Below are 25,507 nucleotides of genomic sequence, written 5' to 3' on the forward strand. Positions count from 1 at the left end.
ACACGGCCTAGCCGCGGGGCTGTGCGCGTGTGTCGAGTACGCCGCACAGCCCGGCGGTCGGCGGCCCCGTCGCGTACGGGTCGGTGCCGGCCGGGCCGGTGGGCGTCGCCCTGCCGCCGGCCAGCAGCGGTCGCAGCGTGCCGGGCTCGTCGGCCGAGCAGCTCTGCGGCCCCGCCTGGACCTGGCTGGTCAGCAACTCGGCCCGGTGTCTGGGCAGATCCTCACGGTCGAAGCGGAAGTGCAGCGTCCGCCGGACGGTGAACAGCGACGCGTCCTGCCCCGCCGGCCGCCCGGCGGGGCGCAGCGCGTAGACGAAGGTGTGGTCCGAGAGCACGTCGATCGTGCCGGCCCCCGACTCGGCGAACCGGAGCGTGCCCCGGACGTGTACGGCCGATTCGGCGAGCGCCACCTTCGCCGGGTCGAAGCGCACCAGCCAGCCCGCCGGCGCGTGTCTGCCGTCGTCGGCGGGATCCGCGAAGCTCTGGTCGAACTGCGGGAGCTGTTCCGGGTCCACCATCACGCGCACCGAGCGGCGCTCGGCACCGGTGAGGACGTCCGGGTCGACGGACGAGGCGACGAGGTAGTCCTTGGCGGTAGTCAGCGCGGTCATCACCTCGTTCTCGGTGAAGTGCGGTGTGCGCCGGGCCAGCGGCAGCCCGATCCCTGAAGCGCCCGCGTCGAACCGCGCGGCGGGACTGCGCCGCAGCAGACTCTCGGGGGTGTCGCCCGGCACCGCGCCGGCCGGGGCCAGCGGAATGACCGTCATACGCAGTGGTTCGGCCGAACGGGTGAGCGCCGGCCGGTACGGGGGCCGGGCACCGACGTAGACGGCGGTCCCGAAGGCCACGGCGACGACCAGCACCAGCAGCAGTGCCTGGACCGATCCCCTGCGGGGGGTCAGTGAGCCGGCGCCGGGTCTCTCGGCCGGGTCACGTCTGCGTACGGCGTGGGAGTGGTCGCCCATCCGCTCCTTGGCGGAGAACTCCTGGAGCCGGGCAGCGCGGACGAACGATTCGTCGAAGACGACGGACCGGTACTCGTCCTCGCCACCGCCGGGGGTCCCCTCGGGCGTGCCCTCGGGTGGGTCTCCACGACCAGCCATACCTTCAGGTTAGGTCGACCGGGCCGAACATAAACTCGGACGCCGTCCTCAGGAACGACCCCAGCCACGGAGCGTCACAGGGGTCACAAGGGGCACGGAAGTCACCACTTCACGGGCTTCACGGCGTGCTGCGCGGCACGGCGGAGACCCTGGGCACCGCGTATTCCGTCGACCCCACGGGCCCGTCTCCGCCACGCGACGTGTCCACGCCGGTCGTGGCGGGCGGCGGCACCCGGTCCTGCCGGTTGCCCGACGCCCCGCGGTAGACGGCCGTGAACGCGAGGGCGACCATGCCGATGCCCATCACCACGGCGAGGAGCCAGGCGACGGGCCGGTGCCAGCGGGCGCTGCCCCGGTAGGGGCGCAGAGCGCCGCCATGGGGTCCGTAGGGCCCGAAGTCGCCGTGCGGGTCGTCCGGGTCGTAGGGGGCGCCGTACGGCCGCTCGTCGCCGTACTCGCCCGCCCGGCGGTAGCCGTCCTCGTAACGGTCGTCGTCGGACGAGCCTCCGTAGGACCGCGCGCGGGCCGCCTCGGCGTCGGCGCGCGCCTGCGCGGCGGCCAGCAGCCGCTCGACGGCGGTCGGTTCATGGACGGGCGCTGACCGGATGAAGTCCTCGTCGAACACCACGGAGGCGAAGTCCTCGTCCGCGCCTCCGCGGTCGTCGTCGGGCTCCCAGCCGTCCGGGAACGGCTTGCCCCCCACGTCGTCCGGCACCTTCTCAGAGTAGACCGGGGAGGGCGTTTTCGGCAGAGACAGGGGAGATTCCCCGGGATTCCCCCGGGGCCGGGCACCCTGCGTGACCATGTCTACCGTGTGTGACCGTCGCCCGTCACGATGTACTTGGTCGAGGTCAGCTCGGGCAGCCCCATCGGCCCCCGCGCGTGCAGCTTCTGCGTGGAGATGCCGATCTCGGCGCCGAAGCCGAACTGGCCGCCGTCCGTGAAGCGCGTCGACACGTTCACGGCGACCGTCGTGGAGTCGACCAACTGGGTGAACCGGCGGGCCGCCGCCTGCGAGGTGGTGACGATCGCCTCGGTGTGACCGGAGGACCAGAGCCGGATGTGGGCGACGGCCGCGTCCAGCGAATCGACCACGGCTGCGGCGATGTCGTACGACAGGTACTCGGTCTCCCAGTCCTCCGCGGTGGCCGCCACGAGGTCGGCCTTCGTGCCGCCCGCCGCCTCCGCGAACTCCAGCACCCGCTCGTCGGCGTGCACGGTGACCCCCGCCTCGGCGAGCGCGTCCAGCGCGCGCGGCAGGAACGCGGCGGCGATGTCCTGGTGGACCAGGAGCGTCTCGGCGGCGTTGCAGACGCTCGGGCGCTGCGCCTTGGAGTTGATGAGGATGTCGACGGCCATGTCGAGGTCGGTCTCGGCGTCCACGTACACATGGCAGTTGCCGGTGCCGGTCTCGATGACCGGGACGGTGGACTCCTCGACGACGGTGCGGATCAGCGAGGCGCCGCCGCGCGGGATCAGCACGTCGACCAGACCGCGGGCGCGCATCAGCTCGCGCACGGAGTCGCGGTTCTCGCCGGGCACGAGCTGGACCGCGTCGGCGGGCAGCCCGGCCCCGCCGACGGCGTCGCGCAGCACGCGCACGAGGGCGGTGTTGGAGGAGTACGCGGACGACGAGCCGCGCAGCAGTACGGCGTTGCCGGACTTCAGGCAGAGCGCCGCCGCGTCCACGGTGACATTGGGGCGGGCCTCGTAGATGATCCCGACCACGCCGAGCGGGACACGCACCTGGCGCAGGTCGATCCCGTTGGGCAGCGTCGATCCGCGCACGACCTCGCCGACCGGGTCGGGGAGCGCGGCCACGTCCCGTACATCGGCGGCGATGGCCCGCACCCGCTCGGGCGTCAGCGTCAGCCGGTCGATGATCGCCTCGCTGGTGCCCGCTTCCCTGGCGCGCTCGACGTCCTCACCGTTCGCCTTGATGATCTCCTGCGTACGGACCTCGAGAGCGTCGGCGATCGCCAGCAGAGCGTCGTCCTTGACCGAGCGCGGCAGTGGAGCGAGATCGGCGGCTGCGGAGCGGGCGCGGTAGGCGGTCCTGGTGACCGGGGTCAGGTTGTCGTACGGCGAGAGCGAGGTCATGCCCGCAGAGTAATGCGCGTGCCGTGGGCACTTCCTCCGTATCCCGTAGTACGAGACGGCCACGCCCTCCACCGTGTAGGGCGTGGCCCGGACCCCGGCCCGGCCGTCAGAACGGGTGGACGCCCACCGGCGCGGCCGGCGGCGGGCCGTAGCCCTCCGCGATGCGCAGGTGGTAGGTCTCCCTGTCGATGACTTCGAGGCCGACGATCTCCCACGGCGGGAGCTTGGCGCTCGACCGGTGCTCACCCCAGAGCCGCAGCGCGACAGCCGCCGCGTCGTGCAGGTCCCGGGCTTCTTCCCAGTAGCGGATCTCCGCGTGGTCGTTCGCGTATCTGCTGGTCAGCAGGAACGGATGGTCGTGGGCGAGCTGTTCGAGGCCCCGTCTGACCTCGATGAGCGGCGCCTCGGAGCCCGACACGCTGAGCGTGATGTGCCAGAGCTTCGACACCGCGCGGTCCTCCCCGCGCGACTGTGTCTTCCGGGACGTGCCCGGATCCTGTACGTCGTCGAAGCCGTCGAAGTCCGGCCCCGCTCCGACGCTGGTCAACGTCCGCTCTTCCCCCGCGGCCCTCCGGGCGTGCAAGGTGCCTCCTCCTGACCCGAGGGACCCCGACCCCGGGCGCGTTCGTCTCACCGGCGGCCTCCTGTTGGTGCGTCGTCGTACTGCTACCCCACCTCTTACCCCTGAGACAAAGTTGACCAGTCCGGGACGGGGCATGGGGTGGTTTCGGTAAAGGTCCCTTCCAAAAAACCGGACTTTCAGCCGTTTCAGGGGAAGGTCAAGGATGCAGGACGACCAGATCGTCCCTGTGTACGACCTCCCTCTCGTACGCGGGCCCGAGATCCCGCGCCAGATCCCGGGTGGAGCGGCCCAGGAGCTGGGGAATCTCCTTGGCGTCGAAGTTGACCAGGCCACGGGCGACGGCCCGGCCCGCCGTGTCACGCAGCTCGACGGGGTCTCCCGCGCTGAACTCGCCTTCCACCGCGGCGATTCCGGCCGGCAGCAGCGAGGTGCGGCGCTCCACGACGGCCCGTACGGCGCCGTCGTCGAGGGTCAGCGCGCCCTGCGGGGTGGACGCGTGGGCGAGCCAGAGCAGCCGGTCGGCCGACCGGCGCCCGGTTCGGGCGAAGTACGTGCCCGTGTCGCGCCCGGCGAGACCGTCGCCCGCGCGCCCGGCCGACGTCAGTACGACGGGGATGCCGGCGGCGGCGGCGATCCTGGCCGCCTCGACCTTGGTGACCATGCCGCCGGTGCCGAGACCGGCCTTGCCCGCGCTGCCCATGGAGACGCCGACCAGGTCGGCGGGGCCGTCGACGCGGGAGATGCGTGAGCTGCCCGGCTTGCCGGGGTCGCCGTCGTAGAGGCCGTCGACGTCCGAGAGCAGGACGAGCAGGTCGGCGCGGACGAGATGGGCGACGAGCGCGGCCAGCCGGTCGTTGTCGCCGAAGCGGATCTCCTCGGTGGCGACGGTGTCGTTCTCGTTGACGACCGGGACGGTGCCCATGGTGAGCAGCTGGTCGAGGGTGCGGTAGGCGTTGCGGTAGTGCGAGCGGCGGCTGGTGTCGTCGGTGGTGAGCAGGACCTGGCCGACGCGGAGCCCGTAGCGCGAGAAGGACGAGGCGTACCGGGCGACGAGCAGCCCCTGGCCGACGCTGGCCGCCGCCTGCTGCCGGGCGAGGTCGCGGGGGCGGCGGGCGAGGCCGAGTGGGGCGAGGCCGGCGGCGATGGCGCCGCTGGAGACGAGCACGATCTCCTTCTCGCCGCCGTCGCGGGCCTTGGCGAGTACGTCGACGAGCGCGTCGACCCGGTCGGCGTCGAGCCCGCCCGCGGCGGTGGTGAGCGAGGAGGAGCCGACCTTGACGACGATCCTGCGGGCTTCCGTTACGTGCTGCCTTGCCACTGTCACGGCCCGAATGTATGCCAGTGGGCCCCGGCGGCGCGCCCTCGTTTCACGCGCTGGACAGGGGGCGGCCGGTGTCCGGGAGGGCGATGGTGTCGCCCGTGGGCGGCGCCGGCACGGGGCCGGGCCCGGTACGTACGCCCGCACGGCCACGGCCCGGAGAGCCCCCTCATGAGGTCGTCCGGGCCGTGGGCGTGGTGTTCCGTCAGCGTGCGACAGGCGCTTGCGCCCCGTTCGGCTCGGTGGCGTCGGCGGATTCCGCCGCCTCGGCCGCCTCCGCCACCGCGCCCTCCGCCTCGGGGTCGGCCGCGGGCTCGCTCTCCGGCTCCGTGCCGGGCTGCTCCTGCGCGCTCAGCCGCTGCGCGACACCGGTGTTGCGCGCCACGGCCTTGGCACCGAGGGCGGCCACCGCCGCGTTGAACTGCTCGATCGACGTCGGCTCGTCGGGGCCGAGCAGATACGTCTTCAGCTCACGCCTGGCCGACGCCAGCCGGTCGGCCGCCGGGTCGGCGACCGCGTTCAGCAACTCGTCCAGTTCGGCGGCGCTGTTTGACAGGACGACGGCGGCCCGCACGGCGGTGTTCTGCCGCTTGAACTCCTCGACGCCCAACTGCGCCGAGTCCGTCACCGCGTACGGCTTGCCGCTCGCGATGAAGTCCGACACCACGCTGGAGATGTCCGAAACCATGCCGTCGGACTCGTTGAAGCAGTCGTACAGCTTGGGCTCGGCGCCCGTGACGACCTTGTGCTCCCACCAGCCGAAGGTGCGCCAGTACGCGTCGTTCCACTCGGCCCGCAGCGCCTTCGCGCGGTCCAGCCGCTCCGGGTCGGCGAGCGAGACGCGCGACTCCTCCGACTCGTCGCCGCCGGAGCGGCCGGGAGCGGAGAGCGCGGCCAGCCGCTCCTGGATACGGGTCAACTCGGCGCGTGCGGCGGCCTGTCCGGCCTGCGCGTCCGTCGTCTCCTTCGCCCAGCGGGGTTCCGCGGCGCGTGCCACGTTCGCCGCGTGCACCATCGCCGTGATCCGGTCGTGGACGGCCTTGGCCTTCTTGTCGCGGATCCCGGTGAAGGGGTGCGGCTTGTAGATGACGCGGACCGGCTTCTCGGCCTTCAGCAGCCGCTCGACGATGTTCTCGCCGGCCAGCAGGAGCGAGGTGTTGCCGGGGTTGTCGTCCCAGCCCTCCCAGGTGGGGGCGTACAGGATCGTCGGTACGGGGTGCCCCGGCGCGCCCGAGCCGGTCCTGATCGGCGCGAGCTGCGGGCGGCCCACCTCGACGATGTCGTCGTCGCGTACGCCGACGTCGGCCAGCGCGTAGCGGTCGCGGCCGGCCCGGCCGGCCGTCCACACCTCGTCGTACACCTTGCTGAACGGGTTGACGCTGGCAATCTTGTCGCTGTCGCCGTGGCCGATGAAGACGTGCTTCATGGTCGGGACGCGCAGCAGGTGGATGTTCTTGCCGACGTTCGCGGCGTAGAGCGCGACGTGGACCGACGACAGGTCGAGGTTCATCAGGTGCGTGCCGCCGGGGACGCAGAGCACCGGCAGCCACGTCGGGGCGAGTTGGGTCATGATGGCCCGCTCGCGCAGGATGACCAGCGGCCGGCCCTCGGACTGCTCCAGGGTCTCCAGCCACATGTTGACCTGGTACGCGGACTCCTTGGAGCCGGAGAAGTACAGGACCACCGAAGGCTGGTACTCCCGCAGCCAGTTGTCGACGGCGCCGAGGACGGCGGGCGCCGTCGGGACGCGGCGGCTGCGGCGCAGGTAGGGCACGAGCAGCAGGATGTAGATCACGCCGAGGACGAGTGTGATGCCGAGGCCCGCGTAGCCGTAGGCGTCGGTGCCGGTCTGGGCGGCGACGAGCAGACCGGCCATCGCGAACACGTCGAGGTGGAGCATCTTCTCGGCGGAGCGGCTGACCAGGTAGTTCGGCGGGGCGTCCGGGATGCGCAGGGCGTGCAGGTCCACGTTGCGGGCGACGACCGGCATGCCGCGGCGCAGCCGGATCAGGGTCGCCAGCGCGCCCTGCGGTGCCTGGATGCCGTAGAAGAGCAGGAAACCGGCGACCGCCGCGTAGAACAGGGGCTGTTCGGCCAGGTCCATTCGGGCCAGGAGCAGCACGAGCAGCAACTGGCGTACCAGGAAGCGGATCGAGAGACCGGCCCGGACCTTGTTGAGCCGATTGATCAGATAGCTGTTCCGCTGATGCAGGAATCGGTCGGCGCCGTAGGTCACGGCGCAGGCCGCCGCGAAGAACCAGAGGTTCGGGATCAGCGCTGCGAGCATGACGCAGGGGTATCCCAGCCCCAGCAGGGCTGCCGCGGCCAGCTCGGCTCGGCTGCCCACGCGGGCCAGGCGAATGGCGGTCGAAATCACGAAGAACCTGCTCCAGGGGAGGGTGCCGGTTATTTCACAGTTGGCGGGAATTGTGAAGCCGTGGCTTCACGCACACGGGCCTCTGCAATTCGCCGAATAGGCGACCGCAAAGGCCCGTAAATGCAAACTTGTCGAGAATTATTACACATCTTCCTGACGGTCAAGGACCGAGGCCAGTGCCTGCTCGAATCCGGAGCCCGCGGATGAGGCTTCCCGCGTCGGGTCCTGCTGCCTTACGTCGATCACATGACCGGTCAGTTCGGACAGGAGAACGTCGAGCGAGGTGCGGGCCACGGCCTCGGAGGAGAGCAGCGAGCCTGCGGGCTCGGTACCGAAGGCCTTGGTGCGCATCGGGGTCGCGGTACGTTCCGGATTGACGCAATTCACCCGGATGCCTTCCCCGGCCCATTCGTCGGAGAGGGCCTGGGTGAGATTCACCATGGCCGCCTTGGTCGACGAATAGAGGCTGTATTCGGCGCGCCCGCGGGTGTAGCTGCTCGATGTGTAGAGGAGCAGTTGGCCCTTGGTCTCGGCCAGATACTTGTACGAGGCGCGGGCGATCTGGACGGGCGCCAGGTAATTGACGCTCAAAGCTTCCTGAATCGTCGTGTTGTCCGTCTCGGCCAGCTTGCCGATACGCAGCACGCCCGCCGTGTTGATCACGTAGTCGATCCGGCCGGTCGCCGAGTACGCCTTCGACAGCGCGTCGTCGACGTGCTCCGGGTTCTCGACGTGGGTGCCGGTGGTGGAGCGGCCCAGCGCGTACACCTTCGCGCCGTACTGCTCGGCGAGGGCGGCGATGTCGGCGCCGATGCCGTAGGAACCGCCGAAGACCACCAGCGTCTTGCCGGAGAGCAGTTCGCGGTAGGCCGCCTCGTCCGCCTGCGCGGGGGCGGCGGTGGAGGCGAGCTGGAACAGCTTGTCGGCGATGAAGACGTCGACCGGCTGCGTCACCTTCATGTTGTACTCGTCGCCCGCCACCACGTAGATCGGCACGTCGGGCAGATAGCGCAGGACCACCGAACAATCGTCGGTGGCCTGGAAGTTGGGGTCGCCGGCCGCGATCTCGTACGCCTTGCGGATCGTGGACAGCTTGAACGCCTGGGGCGTCTGGCCGCGTCGCAGCCGCGAGCGGTCGGGAACCTCGGTGATGAACTCGCCGTCACCGCCGTGGGTGCGGGTCACGATGATCGTGTCGGCGGAGGGGATCGCGACGTCGACGGCCTGGTAGCGGTCGAGCGCGTCCACGCAGTCCTTGATGACACGCTGTGACAGAAGCGGACGGACCGCGTCATGGAACAGGACGTTGCGGTCCTCACCGTCGGCGAGGCCCTCGCCGAGGGCCGAGATGGCGCGCTCGGTGGTCTCGTTGCGGGTCTGGCCGCCCTCGATGACCTTTGTCACCTTGGTGAGGCCGGCCTTGGCGACGATCTTCTCGACGTCGGGCACGAAACCCGGCGCCATCAGCACGATCACGTCGTCGATCGAGTCGGACTGCTCGAAGATCGACAGCGTGTGCTCGATGACAGCCTTCCCCGCGATCTTCAGCAGCTGCTTGGGGATCGACAGGCCCACGCGCTGGCCGGTACCACCGGCGAGCACGACTGCCGTGGTGCGGGGATGGGCTGCATGCGGCACAGACACAGAACGACCTACCTTGAGACGAGTGGGGGCGCTGTGATGGTCGCACTCTCCGTGACCGTCTCGCAAGGCGGGCGCCGGATGCCCCTCACCTACAGGAAACCATCCGTTCACCCTCTGGCCAGCCAGATTGGGTCAGCATTCGGCCAAGTACGGCGTGACCGACTCCACATCGGCACGCCGACCTGGCATGTACCTCCACCGGACCTCTACTTCGCGTCCGCTATTTTCCGATCGCGATATAAGCACTGCGTAAGGGAAATCCCCTGCTCGTCAGGCGATTAAGCGGTTTCCGCGCTATTTCAGCGGTGCGTCCGCCACGTTGACGATCAGGTCGTTGGTCCCCATGTACATGATCCGTACCCGCACCCACTGGGCCGGCCGGCTCCTGAGTTTACGGGCCACTCTGCGCAACGGCCCCCAGGGCCTGCTCTTGCGCACCTCGGTGACCGGGTATTCGTAGATCGGCCGCTTCTCGACGACGTCGTCGAGCACCCGCGCGACCTTCACCGGCGCGGCGTCCGGGGCGTACTTGAGCAGCAGGTCCCACGACTCCGACCTGGCGACCTGGCGCCCGGCCGGCCCCGACGCGGGGAAGGTGAAGCGGAATCCGCGCTCCCCCAGCCTGCTCCCGGCGTACGTCAACTCCTCGGCGGGCTTGCCCCGTCGGCGTACCACCAGCGAGAGCTCCTGGGCGATCGAGCCGACGCCGAACAGCTCGCCGGCGACCGTGATGCGCTTGCCGTCGACGCGGATGTCACCGGCCTCCGCGTGGATCGGCCGGAGCCAGGAGCGGAGCGAGAGGTGTTTGTGGGGCCGGGTCGCGTACGGCACCAGATTGTGGACGGGCTCGCCGTGCCGCGCCCGTTCGCAAGCGCTCATCGCGCCGCGCTGGTCGATGGAGCGGGCGGTGATCCGCACCCGCCGTCCGGATTCCGGGAGTTCGGCGTAGCACTCCCAGATGCCCTCGGCGAACGCCTCGTGCGCCGGAATCGTGACCGTGCCGTTGCCGGAGAGCGGGAAGACGTGCTCCTCGGTACGGACGTCGGCGCGTACGCAGACCAGTTTCAGCCCCTCGTGGACGACCGCCGCGGCCTGCGGGGCGACGAGGGAGAAGACCAGCGCGCCGCCCGAGTCCACCACGCAGTCGCCGACCGGCGCGAAGCCGCCCACGGCGGCGCGCTGGGCGGCCACCGTCCGCAGCTCGCCGAAGAGTTCCTCGTACTTCTTCGCGACCTGGCCGGGGTCGAACCGGGAGGCGTTCCGTACGGCCGCCGCGCTCATCCGGCGGCGCAGCGGCTCGTCGTCGATGAGCCCGAGCAGCGCGTCGGCGACCGCGTCGGGGTCCGAGACCGGCACCAACAGGCCGTCCACGCCCTCCTGGAGGATTTCCCGGGGGCCGTAGTCGCAGTCGCTGCTGACGACGGGGAGGCCGCAGCGCATGGCCTCCACGAGGGTCATGCCGAAGGACTCGTGGCGCGAGGTGGACGCGGCGATGGCGCCCTTCGCCCACTCCGGCTCGATCGGCGAGACCGAGCCCATGAGACGCACGCTGTTGTAGAGGCCCAGCCTGTCGATCTGCCGACGGAGGTTCTCCTTCTCCGGGCCCCCGCCGTAGATCCGCAGGTCCCACTCCGGGCGGGCGGCGACGACCTTGGCGAAGGCGTCGACGAGCACGCTGTACTGCTTCTCGGAGGAGAGCCGCCCGGCGGCGACGATCGTCGTGCCCGAGCCGGTGGACGGCTCGATCGGCGGCTCGGGAACGCTGTTGGAGATGGCGAGCACACGGGTCGCGGGCAGCGGCATGTGCGCGCGGTAGACGGCGGCGTCGCCCTCGGAGACGGTGACGTAGGCGTCGAGCGCGTCGATGTGCTGGTACATCTCGTTGCGCAGCGCGGGCTTGTGGTGGTTGTACGTCATGTGCTCCTGGCCGATGAGCACGGCGCTCGCCGGGGCGAACTGGGCGACGTACGCGGCGAGTCCGGGTCTGGTCCCGATGACGACATCGGCGTCCGAGCCGGCGTAGTGGTCCCTGACCCGCTCGTCGGTGAGCTTGCTGTACTCGCGGTAGCGGGCCTCGTACCGCGGGAAGTACTCGGCGGGCCGGAGATGGAGCGGGTGCTCCTTCTCGTACGCCGGGGACTCCTTCCAGGTGTGCATGAGCGGTACGAGCGTGATGCGCGGGTCGATGTCGAAGGCCGGGACGGGCCGGTGTTTGAAGACCGAGACGATCTCCACCTCATGCTGGTCGGCGAACTCCTCCGCGAGGTTCAACGTGGTGCGGATGGTGCCGCCGATGCCATAGATGGTGTGGATGAGGAAGGAGATCTTCATCAACGCTCCGTTCGGTGTGCGGGATCCCGGGCGGTCATTCCCAAGTTCCCCTCGACTTCCGGACGGGTTCACGCGGCCGTCACCGGCCGCCCCCCGCATAGCAAGACAGGCGAGGGTGGCCGACGGTTGTGCGAGCACTTGAAGAGAAACCGCATGACCCATTATTCCGCCCATATCGATCAATGCCCGTAGTTGTCTTTCGGCCATGCCGCGCGTCGCGCGGTACGTGCACGACGAAGGCCGCGGCCCGCTCCGGAGGGAGCGGACCGCGGCCTTGGCGAGCGGCGGCACTACGTCATGTATTCGAGTCGTCACCGCTCGAAATCGACGGTTACGGAACCGAACCGGAACCGAACGGGAGTCGGACCCGGGCCGGCCTCGGCCCGGCGGAACTCCGACGACACCGCGACGGAACCGCTAGAACGGCTTGAACTCGTCGTACTCCTTGTCCGCGTCGTCCCGCTCCGAGTCCTTGTCCTTGCGGCGGATCGCGGCCGGGCGCGGCGTCTCCAGACGGTGGTCCTCGCCGCGCCGGCCGAGCATCTCGGCGCCGGCCAGCATCGTCGGCTCCCAGTCGAAGACGACCGCGTCGTCCTCGGGACCGATCGCGACGCCGTCGCCGGCGCGGGCGCCGGCCTTCGTGAGCTGGGCCTCGACACCGAGCCGGCTGAGCCGGTCCGCGAGATAGCCGACCGCCTCGTCGATGTTGAAGTCGGTCTGCCTGACCCAGCGTTCGGGCTTCTCGCCGCGTACGCGGTACAGACCGTCCTCCTCCAGCGTGACGGTGAAGCCGGAGTCGTCGACCGCCTTGGGGCGGATGACGACCCTGGTTGCCTCCTCCACGGGCTTGGCCGCGCGCTGGGCGGCGATGATCTCGGCGAGCGCGAAGGAGAGCTCCTTGAGGCCGGTACGGGCCACGGCGGACACCTCGTACACGCGCAGGCCGCGCGCTTCGAGCTCGGGACGGATCATCTCGGCGAGGTCCAGGCCGTCCGGGATGTCGATCTTGTTGAGGACCGCGATACGCGGGCGGTCGTCGAGGCCGCCGTACTGCTTCAGCTCCTCCTCGATCATGTCGAGGTCGGAGATGGGGTCGCGGTCGGACTCCAGCGTGGCGGTGTCCAGGATGTGCACGAGGACCGAGCAGCGCTCCACATGGCGCAGGAACTCCAGGCCGAGACCGCGGCCCTGGCTGGCGCCCGGGATCAGGCCGGGGACGTCCGCGATGGTGTAGACGGTCGAGCCCGCGGTGACGACACCCAGGTTGGGGACGAGCGTCGTGAACGGGTAGTCGGCGATCTTGGGCTTGGCCGCGGAGAGCACGGAGATCAGCGAGGACTTGCCGGCGCTCGGGTAGCCGACGAGCGCGATGTCGGCGACGGTCTTGAGCTCCAGGACGACGTCGCCGGAGCGGCCGGGCTCGCCGAGGAGCGCGAAGCCGGGGGCCTTGCGGCGGGCGGAGGCGAGAGCGGCGTTGCCGAGCCCGCCGCGGCCGCCGTCGGCGGCGACGTAGGTGGTGCCCTGGCCGACGAGGTCGGCGAGGACGTTGCCCTGCTTGTCGAGGACGACCGTGCCGTCGGGGACCGGCAGGACGAGGTCCTGGCCGTCCTTGCCGGAACGGTTGGCGCCCTCGCCGGGCTTGCCGTTGGTGGCCTTGCGGTGCGGTGAGTGGTGGTATTCGAGGAGCGTGGTCACCGACTGGTCGACGACCAGGATGACGTCTCCGCCACGGCCGCCGGTGCCACCGTCGGGGCCGCCCAGCGGCTTGAACTTCTCACGGTGAACGGAGGCGCAGCCGTGGCCTCCGCTACCCGCGGCGACATGCAGCTCGACGCGGTCCACGAAGGTGGTCATGGTGGTGCCTCCAGTACATACGGAAAGTCTTGCGTTCAGACAGTTGAACAAGCGAAGGGCGGACCCGCTTCCCCAACGGGAAGTGAGGTCCGCCCTCGCGAGAAACCGATCGAATCGCTCTACGGGTACCGAATTACTCGGCGACCGGAACGATGTTCACGACCTTGCGGCCACGGCTCTTGCCGAACTCGACCGCCCCGGGGGCGAGCGCGAACAGCGTGTCGTCGCCACCACGGCCCACACCCGAGCCGGGGTGGAAGTGGGTGCCACGCTGGCGGACGAGGATCTCACCGGCGGACACGACCTGACCGCCGAAGCGCTTCACGCCGAGCCGCTGAGCGTTCGAGTCGCGCCCGTTACGGGTGGACGATGCGCCCTTCTTGTGTGCCATGTCTCCTCAGTCCCTTACTTCTTCGCGGCCGCGGGAATAGCGGTGACCTTGATCGCCGTGTACTGCTGGCGGTGACCCTGACGACGGCGGTAGCCGGTCTTGTTCTTGTAGCGAAGGATGTCGATCTTCGCGCCCTTGTGGTGGTCCACAACCTCGGCGATGACCTTGATGCCGTCCAGAACCCACGGGTCGCTGGTCACGGCGTCGCCGTCGACCACGAGCAGGGTCGAGAGCTCGACCGTGTCGCCAACCTTGGCAGTGGGAATCTTGTCAACCTCAACGATGTCGTCAACAGCAACCTTGTGCTGACGACCACCGCTGCGCACGATGGCGTACACGCGGATCTCACTCTCGCTCGGAACGGGACTCCTGAAGCCAGCCGCTCACGGGGCCCGGGGGCCCCGCTGTATCCGGATCGGACGAGCGGCCTCCGCCGACGGCGTCGAGGACAGCCACCGGAAGGTGAGGTGCTCAGGAGGTGGCGCGCACATAAACACGCCGAGGGTCAAGACTACGGGGCGGCCGGGTGGGGGGTCAAACCAGGTGGGGGCGCCCCCGCTTCGGGAGGCGCCCCCTTTCGACCGGCGGCCGGTCAGGCGACCGGTGCGGCGGTCAGTTCAGCGTGGCGAATCCGTTCCAGCCCGTGCCGATCTTGACCGGCTTGGCGAAGCCGCCGGAGCCGTTTCCGGTGTACCTCCACAGCAGGCCCTCCGCGTCGCGGGCCACCAGATCGTCCTTGCCGTCCTTCGTCAGGTCACCGGCGCCGACGATCGCCGTGAAGGGGCCCCAGCCGGGGCCGACCTTGACGGCCGGGCCCAGGGTGGATTTGCCGGTGCCGAAGTACCGCCACAGGATGCCCGCCTCGTCCCGGGCCAGCAGGTCGGCGTGGCCGTCGCCGTTCAGGTCCCCCGCGCCGATGGGAGTCTTGGTCTTCCAGTCGGTGGCCAGGAGTCCGACCCGGGTCAGCGCCGCCTTGCCGTTGTGACGGTAGAGGTAGAGGTCACCGGTGGAGGTCTGACGGGCAATGAGGTCCGGGCGCTTGTCGCCGGTGAAATCACCCGAGACGGCGAAGGCGTCGAAGCCGGTCCAGCCCGTGCCCACGGGCGTGGAGCGGCTGTCCGGAGTGACCGGCTCGCCGTACGCGGGGTGGTAGGCGCGCAGACCGCCCGCGGCGTCACGTACGAGAACGTCGTTGACGTTGTTCCCGTCCACGTCGCCGAAGGGAATCAGCGTCGAGGTGGTCGGCCAGGTCCCGCCCGGGACCTTCGCCGAGTACACGCCCGACGCCTTGCCCTGGTAGATGGTGAGCGCGCCCGCGGACGTCTGCGCGAAGAGGTCCACGAAGCCGTCGGCGCCGACGTAGTCGCGGCGTTGGGACGGGGTGGCCGGCGGCTCGGGTTCGGGTTCCGGCTCGGGGTCCGGGTCCGGGTCCGAACCGGTCAGGCCCGTGCCGGCGGTCCACAGCTGGCCGGTGAAGTCCCCGACCGACTCGTGCCATACGGCGGTGGCCCGGCCCTCGGGACCGCCCGCGACCTGCCCGATGGCCACGCCCGACGGCTTCCTGCTGAGCTGCGTCGGCGCGCTCCAGACGCCGTCGACGCGGGCGGCGTGCATGAAGACCCGCCCGTCCTCGTCGCCCGTCGCGGCGCTCTGCACCCAGCCCGCCTGCACCGTGCCGTCGGGGCCGATCTCGGCGTCGAACTGCTCGGGGACGTACTCCGTCGACAGGGTCCGTACGGCGGACCAGTCGCCGGTCGTCGAGCGGGTGACGGTACGGACGCCGAAGGTGTCGCGCCAGTCGACCCACACCAGGGTGATCTCCCCGTTCGGGGCGATCAGCGGCCGGGGGTCGAGGGCGCTGTCGACCGGGCCCACGGTCTCGATCGGGCCCCACTCGGCGCTTCCCGCCGGGCGGACGACCGCCACCAGCTTCGGGTTCCCCTCCGTCTCGTCGGAGGCGGTCCACACGAGCGCGGCCGCGCCGTCCGGGCCGGTGCCGGCCCGGACGCCGCCGGCCCAGGACGCGGGGGCGGAGAGAGCCCGGGGAGCGCTCCACCCGGCGGCGCCCGCAGGCTTGTCGGCGGCCTTGACCGTACGGTGCTCGGCGCCGTTCTCCGTCCACACCGCGGTCAGTGATCCGTCGGCGGCGACGAGCACCTGCGGGCCGCCTTCGAGCGTCTCGGCGGGAGTGTCGTCGAGGCGGACGGCCGGCGACCAGGCGCCGTTCGCGCCGTCGCGCTCGGAAGCGTAGATCTGGGTGGCACGTCCGCTGGACTGGCTCCAGACCGCGACGGCCTTTCCGGACGCGCCGATGGCCGTGGTCACGTCGAAGAACCGGGTGCCCTGGGCGATGTCGACCGGGGTGGACCAGGCGGTGGCGCCCGCGGTGAGCGTCGAGGTGCGGATGGTGTTCTCGCTGCCGGCGCGCACCCATGTCAGCGTGACGGAACCGTCGGGCGCGGGCAGCAGCTGTACGGTCTCGCGGCCTGTGTTCAGGGTGTCGATCACCGTCGGCTCGCCCCAGACCGCACTGGCGGCGGGGCGCACGGCGACGCGGAGTTCGAGGCGGGAGGTCGCGGGGACCTCCCGGTACATCGCGGCGACCACGGTTCCGTCGGCCGCGGTCCGCACATCGATGGCTTCCACGCTGTCCGCGGTGCCCGTCAGTGCGGTCGGGGCGCTCCACGGGCCGTCCGCGTCGGCGCGCGTGCCGGTGGTGCCGGACTCCGGCGCGGCGGCGGTCGCGGTCGTCGCGACCGCTCCCGAGGCGACGATGCCCAGTGCGAGAACCGGTACGAGTGAGGCGCCGAGGATTCTTCGTACGGTCGCACGGCGTGGCTGAACGTTACTTCTCACATTTTCCTCCGACTGCCTGTCTGCGGGCATGGAGGGACGGCGGCGCTACCGCCGCTCTCGTCACGCGAAGCAAGCCCCCCGGCCCGATCCCCCCAAGTGGACCGAGAGTAACAGCGCCTTCACACGACGCGCAGCTGCGTTTACCGGAGGCCGTACGGGGCGCCGAGGGCGCGCGGGGTCCCCATGAGGGACTCGTCCACGGCCTGGTCCGACGGACACGCCCTAGGGTGTCGTGATGGTCTCTCCCCTCTCGCCGGCCCAGGCCGGAACCCCGGCGTCCGGCGCCGCTCCCGTCGGTGCCGGCGCCGTGGAACGGGATCCGTTCTTCGACAACGCGAAGTACCTGGCCATCGTCCTGGTCGCCGTCGGGCACTCGTGGGAGCCGTTGCCGGGCAGTGGGCGGATGGTCGAGGCCGTCTACTCCTTCGTCTACGCGTTCCACATGCCCGTCTTCATCGTGATCGCGGGCTATTTCTCGCGCGGCTTCGACATGAGCCCGAAGCGGGTGTGGCGGCTGTTCACCGGGATCCTGGTGCCGTACGTGATCTTCGAGGTGGCGTACACGCTCTTCCACCGCGCGGTGGAGACCCCCGGATTCCCGCTGACGCCGGCGGACCCGTACTGGATCCTCTGGTTCCTGCCCGCCCTGTTCCTGTGGCGGCTCACGACACCGTTCTGGCAGCTGGTCCGGTGGCCCGTACCCCTGTCCCTCGCCGTCGCCGCGCTCGCGTCGATGTCGACCGGGATCGGGGACGATCTCCAGTTGATGCGCGTCCTTCAGTTCCTGCCGTTCTTCGTCCTGGGCCTGCGGCTGCGCCCCGAGCACTTCGCGTATCCGCGCCGCACCTGGGTGCGGGTCGCGGCGCTGCCCGTCTGCCTGGTCGCCCTGCTGGTGGCGTACTGGGCGGTCCCGCGCCTGTCCACCTCGTGGCTGTTCAGGAGCTACAGCGCGCGCGAGCTGAACGAGCCGCTCTGGACCGGCGCGGCGATGACCCTGCTCATGTTCGCCGCCGCGCTGGTGCTGGGCGCGTGCTTCCTGGCGTGGGTGCCACGCCGCCGCCTGTGGATGACCGCACTGGGCGCCGGCACGCTCTACGGCTATCTGCTGCACGGCTTCTTCATCCGCGGCGCGCGGTATCTCGGCGGCTACGACCACCCGTTCTTCGAAACCCCGTCGGGCCGGATCGCGGTGACCCTGGCCGCCGCGCTGCTGGTGACGGCGCTGTGCACACCGCCGGTACGGCGAATGTTCCGGTGCGTGGTGGAGCCGGGGATGGCGTGGGCGCTGCGGCGGGACGGGTCCGGGACGCGGACACAGCCCGGCCCGGACCGGACGTATGCTCAACCGTCGGAAACGTACTCGGAGAGGCAACAGCGTGAACTACAGGGTCCAGCCAACCGCCCAGGTCGACGAGACCGCGGTGGTCGGTGACGGCAGCAGCGTCTGGGAGCTCGCGCAGATCCGGGAGAACGCGCGCCTGGGCGAGAACTGCGTCGTCGGGCGTGGTGCCTATGTCGGGACCGGGGTCCTGATCGGTGACAACGTCAAGATCCAGAACTACGCGCTGGTGTACGAGCCCGCCGAGCTGGCCGACGGTGTCTTCATCGGGCCCGCCGTCGTCCTCACCAATGATCTCAATCCCCGCTCCGTGGACCCCGACGGCAAGCTGAAGCGCGGCTCCGACTGGGAGGCCGTCGGCGTGAAGATCGCGGAGGGTGCCTCGCTGGGCGCCCGGTCCGTCTGCGTCGCGCCCGTACGGATCGGCCGCTGGGCGATGGTCGCCGCCGGCGCCGTCGTCACGCGGGACGTACCGGACTTCGGTCTGGTCGTGGGAGTTCCGGCCCGCCGGATCGGCTGGGCCGGGCGGTCCGGCGTGAAGCTCGTGGAGCGGGACGGTGAGCCCGGCGTGTGGGAGTGCCCCAGGACCGGCGCGCTCCACGACGAGAAGGACGGCGTCCTGACGGAGCGCGCGTAGGCATCAGCGCTGATACGGCGCGAGGCCCGAACCGGCGTGGTTCGGGCCTCTTCCGGTTCCGTGTGGAGCGTCAGCCGCCGATGACGACGCGGCGTACACCGCGCCAGACATCCGGGTCGGTGGTACGGCGGCCGTCGACCAGCACCGTGACGTCCGGCAGGTCGGCCGGCTTCAGGTCGCGGTACTCCGCGTGGTCCGCCTGGAGCACCGCGGCCGTGACCTTCTCGCCCTCGTGCGGCGGCAGGCCGTGCGCGGTCAGTTCCTCGGACGTGTACATCGGGTCGGAGACGTACGGCACGGCGCCGCGCGCCCGCAGCGCCTCGACGGTCGGGAAGACGCCGGAGAACGCCGTCTCCTTGACCCCGCCGCGGTAGGCCGCGCCCAGCACGAGCACCGACACGCCGGTCAGGTCGCCGTACGCCGCCGCCAGCAGGTCCACCGCGTACTCGGGCATCGCCGCGTTCGCCTCACGCGCCGAGCGCACGACGGTCGCCGTCGGGTCGTTCCACAGGTACATCCGCGGGTAGATCGGGATGCAGTGGCCGCCGACGGCGATGCCGGGCTGGTGGATGTGGCTGTACGGCTGGCTGTTGCAGGCCTCGATGACCTTCTTGATGTCGATGTCGTTCTGGTCGGCGAAGCGCGCGAACTGGTTGGCCAGGCCGATGTTGACGTCGCGGTACGTGGTCTCGGCGAGCTTCGCCAGCTCGGAGGCCTCGGCGGTGCCGAGGTCCCAGACGCCGTTCTCGCGCGGCAGGTCCTCGCGTACGTCGAAGTCGAGCACGGCCTCGTAGAAGTCGACGCCGTGCTTGGCCGACGCCTCGTCGATGCCGCCGACGAGCTTGGGGTAGCGGCGCAGATCCGCGAAGACCCGCCCGGTCAGGACGCGTTCGGGCGAGAAGACGAGGTGGAAGTCCTCGCCGGGGGTGAGCCCCGAGCCCTCCTGGAGCATCGGCGCCCAGCGGGTGCGGGTGGTGCCGACGGGCAGGGTGGTCTCGTAGCTGACGAGGGTGCCGGGCTTCAGGCCCTTGGCGATCGCCTTCGTCGCGGAGTCCATCCAGCCGAAGTCGGGAACGCCCTCGGCGTCCACGAAGAGCGGGACGACGACCACGACGGCGTCGGACTGCGCGACGGCGGCGGCGGTGTCGGTCGTGGCCGTCAGCAGCCCGGCGTCGACGCTCCGCTTGAGCTTGACGTCGAGGTCGTGCTCGCCGGGGAAGGGCTCCGTACCGGCGTTGACCAGCTCGACGACCTTCTCGTTGACGTCGGCGCCGAAGACGCGGTGGCCCTTGACGGCGAACTGCACGGCGAGCGGCAGACCGATCTTGCCGAGCGCGACTACACAGATATTCATCGGATTACTTTCCTCTTGAACCGGGGCAGCAGGCGTCGTACCCGCGCGCGGAAGGACGGTGTCGGCTCCCACAGCGGAGCCGTGGTGATCACCAGTCGCCCCTTGGGATTCACATTGGCCGACGCCCGGTACGGGACGGCGTCGCCCCACCGTCGGGCGAGCGGCATCGGCAGGCCCCGGGTACGGATCGGGATCTCGTACGTCGAGCCGGCGACGTCCACGTAGAGACGAACGCCCGCCTTGATCCGGACCGCCGGGAGCGGGATCCGGGCGGTGAGGATGGTTCCTCCGGCGCCGTCGGGCTCCGGCACACGGGTGAACTCCCCTACCGGATCCGGCAGTTGGTCCCCCGCCGGCAGGCGGCGGGCCGCCGCCTTGTCCGCGCTCTTGGGCATCGCGGTCCGGGCCAGCCGGATCACGGCGGAGTCGGTCTGTCCGCCGACGCCGATCCGTACGACGACCGCCAGGAAGAACGAGTCGCCACTCCGCTCCCAGTTGGCGGAAATCAGCCGGGTGCCGTCGGCGAGCCGGCCGGGGACCGCCTCCCCCACCAACTCGTAGCTCCGGTCGGGCAGTTGGACGGCCGGGTCGCGCAGGCCGGGGTAGGCGGCGAACGCCCGCCCGGCTTCGAGCAGGAACGGCGGCGCGCCGTGCTCGGCCTCGTCGGCGATGGCCTTGGTGAGTTCGGCCACGGCGCCACGCCGGGCCAGCAGTATCCGTACCCGCCGTTTGACGTCGAGCGAGTCACGCAGCTCGTCCGTCAGGTAGTCGTCGGCGAGTTCGGCGATCCCCGCGCACAGCTCGCGCTGGGTCACGGGGTCGAGCGGCAGGAAATCGTCCTGGACGAGCTTGGCCAGCTCCCAGGTGAAGTGACGCTTGAACACGGCGTCGCGCCGGGGGCCCGCCTCGATCAGACCGGCCGCGTGCCGCATGATGCGGGTGGTGCAGTGCAGCCTGGCCAGGTGGTCGGCCCGATAGGTGATGTTGCTCGCGTCGCCGCGCTTCACCGCGTAGTAGTACGTGTAGTCGCCGAGGACGGAGATCCGCTCGGCCCGCACGCACGCCTCGATGGTGAACGGCTGGTCGCTGCCGACCGGCAGGTCTTCGGGGAAGCGGAGCTTGTGCCGCTCCACCAGTTCACGCCGGAAGAGCTTGGTGTTGGAGAGGGTGAACGGCAGCGCCGAGTCGTACAGGCTGAGGTTCGGGTCGTTCTTCTTGTACAGCGCCTGGTGCACGTAGCGGCCGTTGGTGCCGACCATCTTGCCGATCACCACGTCCGACTCGTGCTCGTCGGCGCAGGCGACCATCCGCTCCAGCGCCTCTTCGCCGAGGTAGTCGTCGGAGCCGATGAAGTAGACGAAACGGCCGGTGGCGATCTCCAGGGCGCGGTTGCTCGGCGCCGCCGGACCCCCGCTGTTCTCCTGGTGGATGACCTTGACCGTGTCCGGGTACTCCTTCGCGAACCGGTCGAGTTCGGCACCGCTGTCGTCGGTCGAGCCGTCGTTGACGGCCACGACCTGAAGCCGCTTCAGGCCGATGGTCTGGCCGACGAGCGAGTTCAGACACTCGGTCAGATAGGGCATCGTGTTGTACACGGCCACCACGACCGTCACATCGGGCGTGGCGTTCATGCCGCCACCCGCGTCGCCGGGACTCCGGTCTCGCTGCGCGGACGGCTCAGCAGCCGGGAGTAGACGCCGTCGAGGATCTCGGCCTGCGCCTCCCAGGTCCACTGGGCGAGCAGACCCCGGTCCTCGTACACGTCCCGGTACTTCTTGGGGTCGGCGAGGACCGACTTGACCGCGCGGACGTAGTCCGAGACGTCCTCGGCCGTGAAGACCTCGCCCTGCCCGGTCTTCGCGACCATCTCTCCCATCGTCTTCACATCGCTGACCACGAACGGCAGCCGGGCGTGCGAGTACTCGAAGAACTTGGTGATCAGGGCGATCTCGTGGTTGGGCCAGTGGTGGATCGGGATGACACCCACGTCCGCCGCCGAGAGGAACGGCACGACCTGGTAGTGCGGCACGTACGGGAGTATGTGGACCCGCTCGGTCACACCCAGCTCCCCCGCCCGTACCAGCAGCGACGTCATGTACTCCGAGTTCGGTCGCAGCACCACGAACGCGACGTGGACGTCCGGGAGTTGGGGAAGCGATTCGACCATGATGTCGAGGCCGCGCTGCGGGGCCGCCGCGCCGCTGTAGACCGTGAGCGGGACATCGGGTCCGATCCCGCAGAGCGCGCGCAGATCGGGCACCGGCTCCGCGGCCTGCTCCGGGGAGATCTCCGCGTCCGGGGTGTTGAGCACGATCTCCGGGGTGGCGGTGAGTCCATGGCGCTCGACGAGCATGTCGCCGAGCGTCCCCGAGACGGTGGTGACCGCGTCGGCGTGCTTCGCGAACTCGCTCTCGTGCGCGCACTGGGCGATGTGCCACCGGGGGTGCGGGTTCCACGGCTTGATGCCCGGGAGGAACTCGTGCGCGTCCCAGACCAGTTTGACCTCGCGCCCCTTGCCCTTGGCACGTAGCTTCGCCCGCGCGCCCACACCGATCATGCGGAAGTCGTTCGCGTGGATCAGATCGGGTTCGAGGGCGTCGATGACCTTGCCGTACGCCAGCTCCATGTCCCACAGGAACGGGTCGAGCCGTCGCCATGCGCGGACACCCATCGTGCGCTGCCAGAACGCGGTGGACAGGCGGTCCAGCGACGACGTCATGTCCTTCCGGCGACGTTCCAGGGAACGCGCCTGACGCGCCCGCAGGCCCACCCATTTGCTCAGCACCTTGGAGGCGATTCGCGACGGGACGAGGGCCAGCTTCCGGACGGTCGAGCCCGCCAGCTTCGCCTCGATGAGACGGAGGTTCAGCTCGGCGCGCCAGGCCTTCATCCGCTGCTTGCGGTAGGCGGCGAGCGGACCCGGACGGTAGGCGAGGGGGGCACGCAGGATCGCGCGCCGGTACTCGTACCGCCGCCTGTGCATGGGACCCGGTACGTGCAGCAGTCTGACCTCGGCGTCCCCGAGACGCCATGTCTGCTCGTTCTTGTTCGGGGACTTGCCCAGCAGGATGACGTCCCAGCCGGCCGCCGCCGCCGAACGTGCTTCCTTCTGTACGCGCGAATCACCGTTCACGCCGTTGTCGACGAGCATCACGATCCGCCCGCGCGGACTTCCGTGCCGTTGTCCCACCAGGTTGTCAGCCGACATGACTCGCGCCGTCTCCCGTCTCGAAAACCACGGTGCGGCCGTTCGCGGCCGACTCCAGAACGGACGCGGCCACCTCGACCGTACGAAGGCCCTGCCGCAGTGTGCAGATGTCGTGCGACTCGCCGAGTACGGCGTCGCGGAACAGCTCGTGCTCCACCAGCAGCGGCTCGCGCTTGGGGATGGCGTAGCGGATCATGTCGCCCTCGGCCACGCCGCGGAACGCGCGCAGCGCCTCCCACTCGGTCGTCACCGCCGCGTTGGAGTAGAAGGTCAGGTCGGCGGTGAGCGTGTCGGCGATGAAGCAGCCGCGCTCGCCGGTGACCGAGGTGAACCGCTCCTTGAGCGGGCTCAGCCAGTTGACCAGGTGGTTGACCATCGTGCCGTCGGAGAGCCGGCCCACGGCGGAGACCATGTCCTCGTGCGGACGGCCGCTCTTGGACACCGTGTGGGCGGAGATCGAGGTGTACGTCTGGCCGGTCACCCAGCCGGTCAGGTCGATGTCGTGGGTGGCGAGATCCTTGACGACGCCGACATCGGCGATGCGGTGCGGGAACGGTCCCTGACGGCGCGTCACCACCTGGTACACGTCGCCGAGTTCACCGGCCTCCAGCCGGGTGCGGAGGCTGCGCAGCGCCGGGTTGCAGCGCTCGATGTGGCCGACGCCGGCGACGAGGTCGCGTGATTCGAAGGCATCGACCAGACGGCGCGCGCCCTCGACGGTGTCGGCCAGCGGCTTCTCGATGAGCGCGCTCACCCCGGCCTCGGCGAGCTGGAGGCCGACCTCCTCGTGCAGGGCGGTCGGGCAGGCGATGACGGCGTAGTCGACGCCGAGGGCGAGCAGTTCCTCGACGGTGGCGAGGACGGGCGCGCCCTGCGCCAGTCCGTTCTTGTCGCCGAGCGGGTCGACGACCCCGACGAGCGAGACGCCGTCGAGACCGGCCAGTACGCGTGCGTGGTGGCGCCCCATCGAACCCAGGCCGATCAGGCCGGCGCGCAGTCCCGCGGTGGTCACAGCTTCTCTCCCAGCTCGTTCACGGCGGAAACGATTCGCTCCAGGTCGGACGGGGTCAGCGAGGGGTGCACCGGAAGCGAGACGACCTCGGCGGCCGCCCGCTCGGTCTCGGGCAGGTCCCAGTTGCGTCCGGCCTTCTGGTCCGGCTCCCAGAACGGCCGCAGCCGGTGGATGGGGGTCGGGTAGTACACGGCGTTGCCGACGCCGGCCTCGGTGAGCATCACCATCGCGGCGTCGCGGTCGCCGGTGATCCGGACGGTGTACTGGTGGTAGACGTGGTACGCGCCCTCGGCGACCGGGGGTGTCACCACACCGGGCGCGGTGATGTTCTCGGTGAGGTACGCGGCGTTGGCGCGGCGCTGCTCGGTCCAGCCGGGGAGCTTGGCGAGCTGTACGCGGCCGATGGCGGCGGCCACGTCGGTCAGGCGCATGTTGGCGCCGACGATCTCGTTGGCGTACCGCTGCTCCATGCCCTGGTTGCGCAGCAGGCGCAGGGTGCGGGCGACCTCGGCGTCCCCGGTGGAGATCATGCCGCCTTCGAGAGAGTGCATGTTCTTCGTCGGGTAGAAGCTGAAGGTGCCGCCGGAGCCGAAGGCGCCGACCGGCGTGCCGTGCAGGGACGCGGCGTGCGCCTGGCAGGCGTCCTCCACGACGGCGAGCTTGTGCTTGTCGGCGATGGGCATCAGCTTGTCCATCGAGGCCGGGTTGCCGTACAGGTGGACCGGCATGATCGCGGCGGTGCGCGGGGTGATCGCGGCCTCGACGGCGGCCGGGTCGAGTCCGAAGTTGCCGGGCTCGATGTCGGCGAAGACGACGTCGGCGCCGACGAGCCGTACCGCGTTGGCGGAGGCGGCGAACGAGAACGAGGGCACGATGACCTCGTCACCCGGGCCGATGCCGAGACCGAGCAGCAGCAGGTGGAGCGCCGACGTGCCCGAGTTCACGGCCACGCAGTGGCGGCCGGCGACGAGCTCGGCGAAGCCTTCTTCGAACGCGGCCACCTCGGGGCCCTGGACAACCCGACCGGTGCGCAGTACGCGGACCGCGGCCTCGATCTCTTCTTCCCCGATGACCGGGCGGGCAGCGGGAATCGGCTGCACTTCACTGCTCGACATGGACGTCGTCCTCCTTGAAACACCGCGAAAGCTCTCTGTGGCAGAGGCCAGGGGTGCAGCGGGCGTCTCACGAGGCCGCGTGTACCCCTACGGCGCGATGGCCGACGCCCTGCCGAGGAATGTGGGACCGCTGTCCCTGTACGGGCCGGTCCCCGACCGCAGGTTCCGGGCGGGGACTGTCGACGGCGGGGACCGCCAGTCACATTATCAGCAATTTCCGGTGGAATTTCGGCGCTGTTAACCGCCAATCGCATCAACTCCGAAACAAAAAGGCCCGTGCCCGCCA

General features: G+C 70.3%; 19 protein-coding genes. 2 read left to right on the forward strand and 17 right to left on the reverse strand.

The annotated features are described in order from the left end of the window. Nucleotides 1-7: 7 nt before the first annotated feature. From P3L51_RS02555 to P3L51_RS02610, 12 genes are all read right to left on the reverse strand, one after another. Complete coding sequence (locus P3L51_RS02555; protein ID WP_354603350.1) at nt 8-1,102, reverse strand: SCO2583 family membrane protein; 1,095 nt, start codon at nt 1,100-1,102, stop codon at nt 8-10. Between the two features lie 118 nt (nt 1,103-1,220). Beyond that, nucleotides 1,221-1,817 carry an SCO2584 family spore wall biosynthesis protein gene (locus P3L51_RS02560; RefSeq protein ID WP_354603351.1) on the reverse strand — a complete coding sequence of 199 codons (597 nt, stop codon included), beginning with the start codon at nt 1,815-1,817 and terminating at the stop codon, nt 1,221-1,223. A gap of 92 nt (nt 1,818-1,909) precedes the next feature. Then, complete coding sequence (locus P3L51_RS02565; protein WP_354603352.1) at nt 1,910-3,202, reverse strand: glutamate-5-semialdehyde dehydrogenase; 1,293 nt, start codon at nt 3,200-3,202, stop codon at nt 1,910-1,912. Nucleotides 3,203-3,308: 106 nt separating this feature from the next. After that, entirely contained in the window at nt 3,309-3,836 is a 528-nt protein-coding gene (locus P3L51_RS02570) for a DUF8830 family protein (protein WP_354603353.1), read from the reverse strand. A 145-nt stretch (nt 3,837-3,981) separates the two neighbouring features. After that, nucleotides 3,982-5,109, reverse strand: coding sequence for a glutamate 5-kinase (gene proB, locus P3L51_RS02575; protein ID WP_354603354.1), 1,128 nt, complete (start codon nt 5,107-5,109; stop codon nt 3,982-3,984). A gap of 199 nt (nt 5,110-5,308) precedes the next feature. Next, a complete protein-coding gene (locus P3L51_RS02580) occupies nt 5,309-7,480 on the reverse strand; it encodes a CDP-glycerol glycerophosphotransferase family protein (protein ID WP_354603355.1) in 2,172 nt (723 codons plus the stop codon). Between the two features lie 141 nt (nt 7,481-7,621). After that, nucleotides 7,622-9,124 (reverse strand): SDR family NAD(P)-dependent oxidoreductase, encoded by a 1,503-nt coding sequence (locus P3L51_RS02585; protein ID WP_354603356.1) that lies wholly within the window; start codon nt 9,122-9,124, stop codon nt 7,622-7,624. Between the two features lie 294 nt (nt 9,125-9,418). After that, on the reverse strand, nt 9,419-11,455 hold the full coding sequence (locus P3L51_RS02590; RefSeq protein ID WP_354603357.1) for a glycosyltransferase family 4 protein: 2,037 nt from the start codon (nt 11,453-11,455) through the stop codon (nt 9,419-9,421). A gap of 417 nt (nt 11,456-11,872) precedes the next feature. Further along, nucleotides 11,873-13,309, reverse strand: a complete 1,437-nt coding sequence (obgE, locus tag P3L51_RS02595; protein WP_354603358.1) for a GTPase ObgE — start codon at nt 13,307-13,309, stop codon at nt 11,873-11,875. 133 nt (nt 13,310-13,442) lie between these two features. Beyond that, the gene (gene rpmA, locus P3L51_RS02600; protein WP_354603359.1) at nt 13,443-13,700 is read right to left on the reverse strand and encodes a 50S ribosomal protein L27; all 258 of its coding nucleotides are present in this window, start codon (nt 13,698-13,700) and stop codon (nt 13,443-13,445) included. Between the two features lie 14 nt (nt 13,701-13,714). After that, a complete protein-coding gene (gene rplU / locus P3L51_RS02605) occupies nt 13,715-14,038 on the reverse strand; it encodes a 50S ribosomal protein L21 (protein WP_354603360.1) in 324 nt (107 codons plus the stop codon). Between the two features lie 274 nt (nt 14,039-14,312). Beyond that, nucleotides 14,313-16,556: an FG-GAP repeat domain-containing protein gene (locus P3L51_RS02610; protein WP_354603361.1), complete on the reverse strand. Its 2,244-nt coding sequence runs from the start codon at nt 16,554-16,556 to the stop codon at nt 14,313-14,315. A 235-nt stretch (nt 16,557-16,791) separates the two neighbouring features. Here P3L51_RS02610 and P3L51_RS02615 point away from each other — a divergent pair, with 235 nt between their 5' ends. Next, nucleotides 16,792-17,988 carry an acyltransferase family protein gene (locus tag P3L51_RS02615; protein WP_354603362.1) on the forward strand — a complete coding sequence of 399 codons (1,197 nt, stop codon included), beginning with the start codon at nt 16,792-16,794 and terminating at the stop codon, nt 17,986-17,988. Further along, a complete protein-coding gene (locus P3L51_RS02620) occupies nt 17,933-18,532 on the forward strand; it encodes an acyltransferase (RefSeq protein ID WP_354603363.1) in 600 nt (199 codons plus the stop codon). Before P3L51_RS02615 ends, P3L51_RS02620 begins: the two co-directional genes overlap by 56 nt. A gap of 70 nt (nt 18,533-18,602) precedes the next feature. Here the strand turns inward: P3L51_RS02620 and P3L51_RS02625 are convergent, their stop codons facing one another. From P3L51_RS02625 to P3L51_RS02645, 5 genes are read right to left on the reverse strand one after another with little or no spacing between them, the layout of a single operon-like run. Further along, a complete protein-coding gene (locus P3L51_RS02625) occupies nt 18,603-19,886 on the reverse strand; it encodes a nucleotide sugar dehydrogenase (protein WP_354603364.1) in 1,284 nt (427 codons plus the stop codon). After that, entirely contained in the window at nt 19,883-21,517 is a 1,635-nt protein-coding gene (locus P3L51_RS02630; RefSeq protein WP_354603365.1) for a glycosyltransferase family 2 protein, read from the reverse strand. Before P3L51_RS02630 ends, P3L51_RS02625 begins: the two co-directional genes overlap by 4 nt. Next, nucleotides 21,514-23,094: a glycosyltransferase family 4 protein gene (locus P3L51_RS02635; RefSeq protein ID WP_354603366.1), complete on the reverse strand. Its 1,581-nt coding sequence runs from the start codon at nt 23,092-23,094 to the stop codon at nt 21,514-21,516. The genes P3L51_RS02630 and P3L51_RS02635 overlap by 4 nt, the downstream gene beginning before the upstream one ends. Then, nucleotides 23,084-24,106 (reverse strand): Gfo/Idh/MocA family protein, encoded by a 1,023-nt coding sequence (locus P3L51_RS02640; protein WP_354603367.1) that lies wholly within the window; start codon nt 24,104-24,106, stop codon nt 23,084-23,086. Before P3L51_RS02640 ends, P3L51_RS02635 begins: the two co-directional genes overlap by 11 nt. Continuing rightward, nucleotides 24,103-25,221 (reverse strand): DegT/DnrJ/EryC1/StrS family aminotransferase, encoded by a 1,119-nt coding sequence (locus tag P3L51_RS02645; RefSeq protein WP_354603368.1) that lies wholly within the window; start codon nt 25,219-25,221, stop codon nt 24,103-24,105. Before P3L51_RS02645 ends, P3L51_RS02640 begins: the two co-directional genes overlap by 4 nt. Between the last annotated feature and the right edge of the window lie 286 nt (nt 25,222-25,507).

The sequence above is a fragment of the Streptomyces panacea genome (genome assembly GCF_040560175.1).
Classification (GTDB): domain Bacteria; phylum Actinomycetota; class Actinomycetes; order Streptomycetales; family Streptomycetaceae; genus Streptomyces; species Streptomyces panacea.

What these genes read in the sequence shown, in the direction of transcription:
- P3L51_RS02555 (WP_354603350.1), bottom strand. Translation starts at nt 1,102, where the DNA reads ATGGCTGGTCGTGGAGACCCACCCGAGGGCACGCCCGAGGGGACCCCC.
- P3L51_RS02565 (WP_354603352.1), bottom strand. Translation starts at nt 3,202, where the DNA reads ATGACCTCGCTCTCGCCGTACGACAACCTGACCCCGGTCACCAGGACC.
- P3L51_RS02590 (WP_354603357.1), bottom strand. Translation starts at nt 11,455, where the DNA reads ATGAAGATCTCCTTCCTCATCCACACCATCTATGGCATCGGCGGCACC.
- obgE (WP_354603358.1), bottom strand. Translation starts at nt 13,309, where the DNA reads ATGACCACCTTCGTGGACCGCGTCGAGCTGCATGTCGCCGCGGGTAGC.
- rpmA (WP_354603359.1), bottom strand. Translation starts at nt 13,700, where the DNA reads ATGGCACACAAGAAGGGCGCATCGTCCACCCGTAACGGGCGCGACTCG.
- P3L51_RS02615 (WP_354603362.1), top strand. Translation starts at nt 16,792, where the DNA reads ATGGTCTCTCCCCTCTCGCCGGCCCAGGCCGGAACCCCGGCGTCCGGC.
- P3L51_RS02625 (WP_354603364.1), bottom strand. Translation starts at nt 19,886, where the DNA reads ATGAATATCTGTGTAGTCGCGCTCGGCAAGATCGGTCTGCCGCTCGCC.
- P3L51_RS02630 (WP_354603365.1), bottom strand. Translation starts at nt 21,517, where the DNA reads ATGAACGCCACGCCCGATGTGACGGTCGTGGTGGCCGTGTACAACACG.
- P3L51_RS02635 (WP_354603366.1), bottom strand. Translation starts at nt 23,094, where the DNA reads ATGTCGGCTGACAACCTGGTGGGACAACGGCACGGAAGTCCGCGCGGG.
- P3L51_RS02645 (WP_354603368.1), bottom strand. Translation starts at nt 25,221, where the DNA reads ATGTCGAGCAGTGAAGTGCAGCCGATTCCCGCTGCCCGCCCGGTCATC.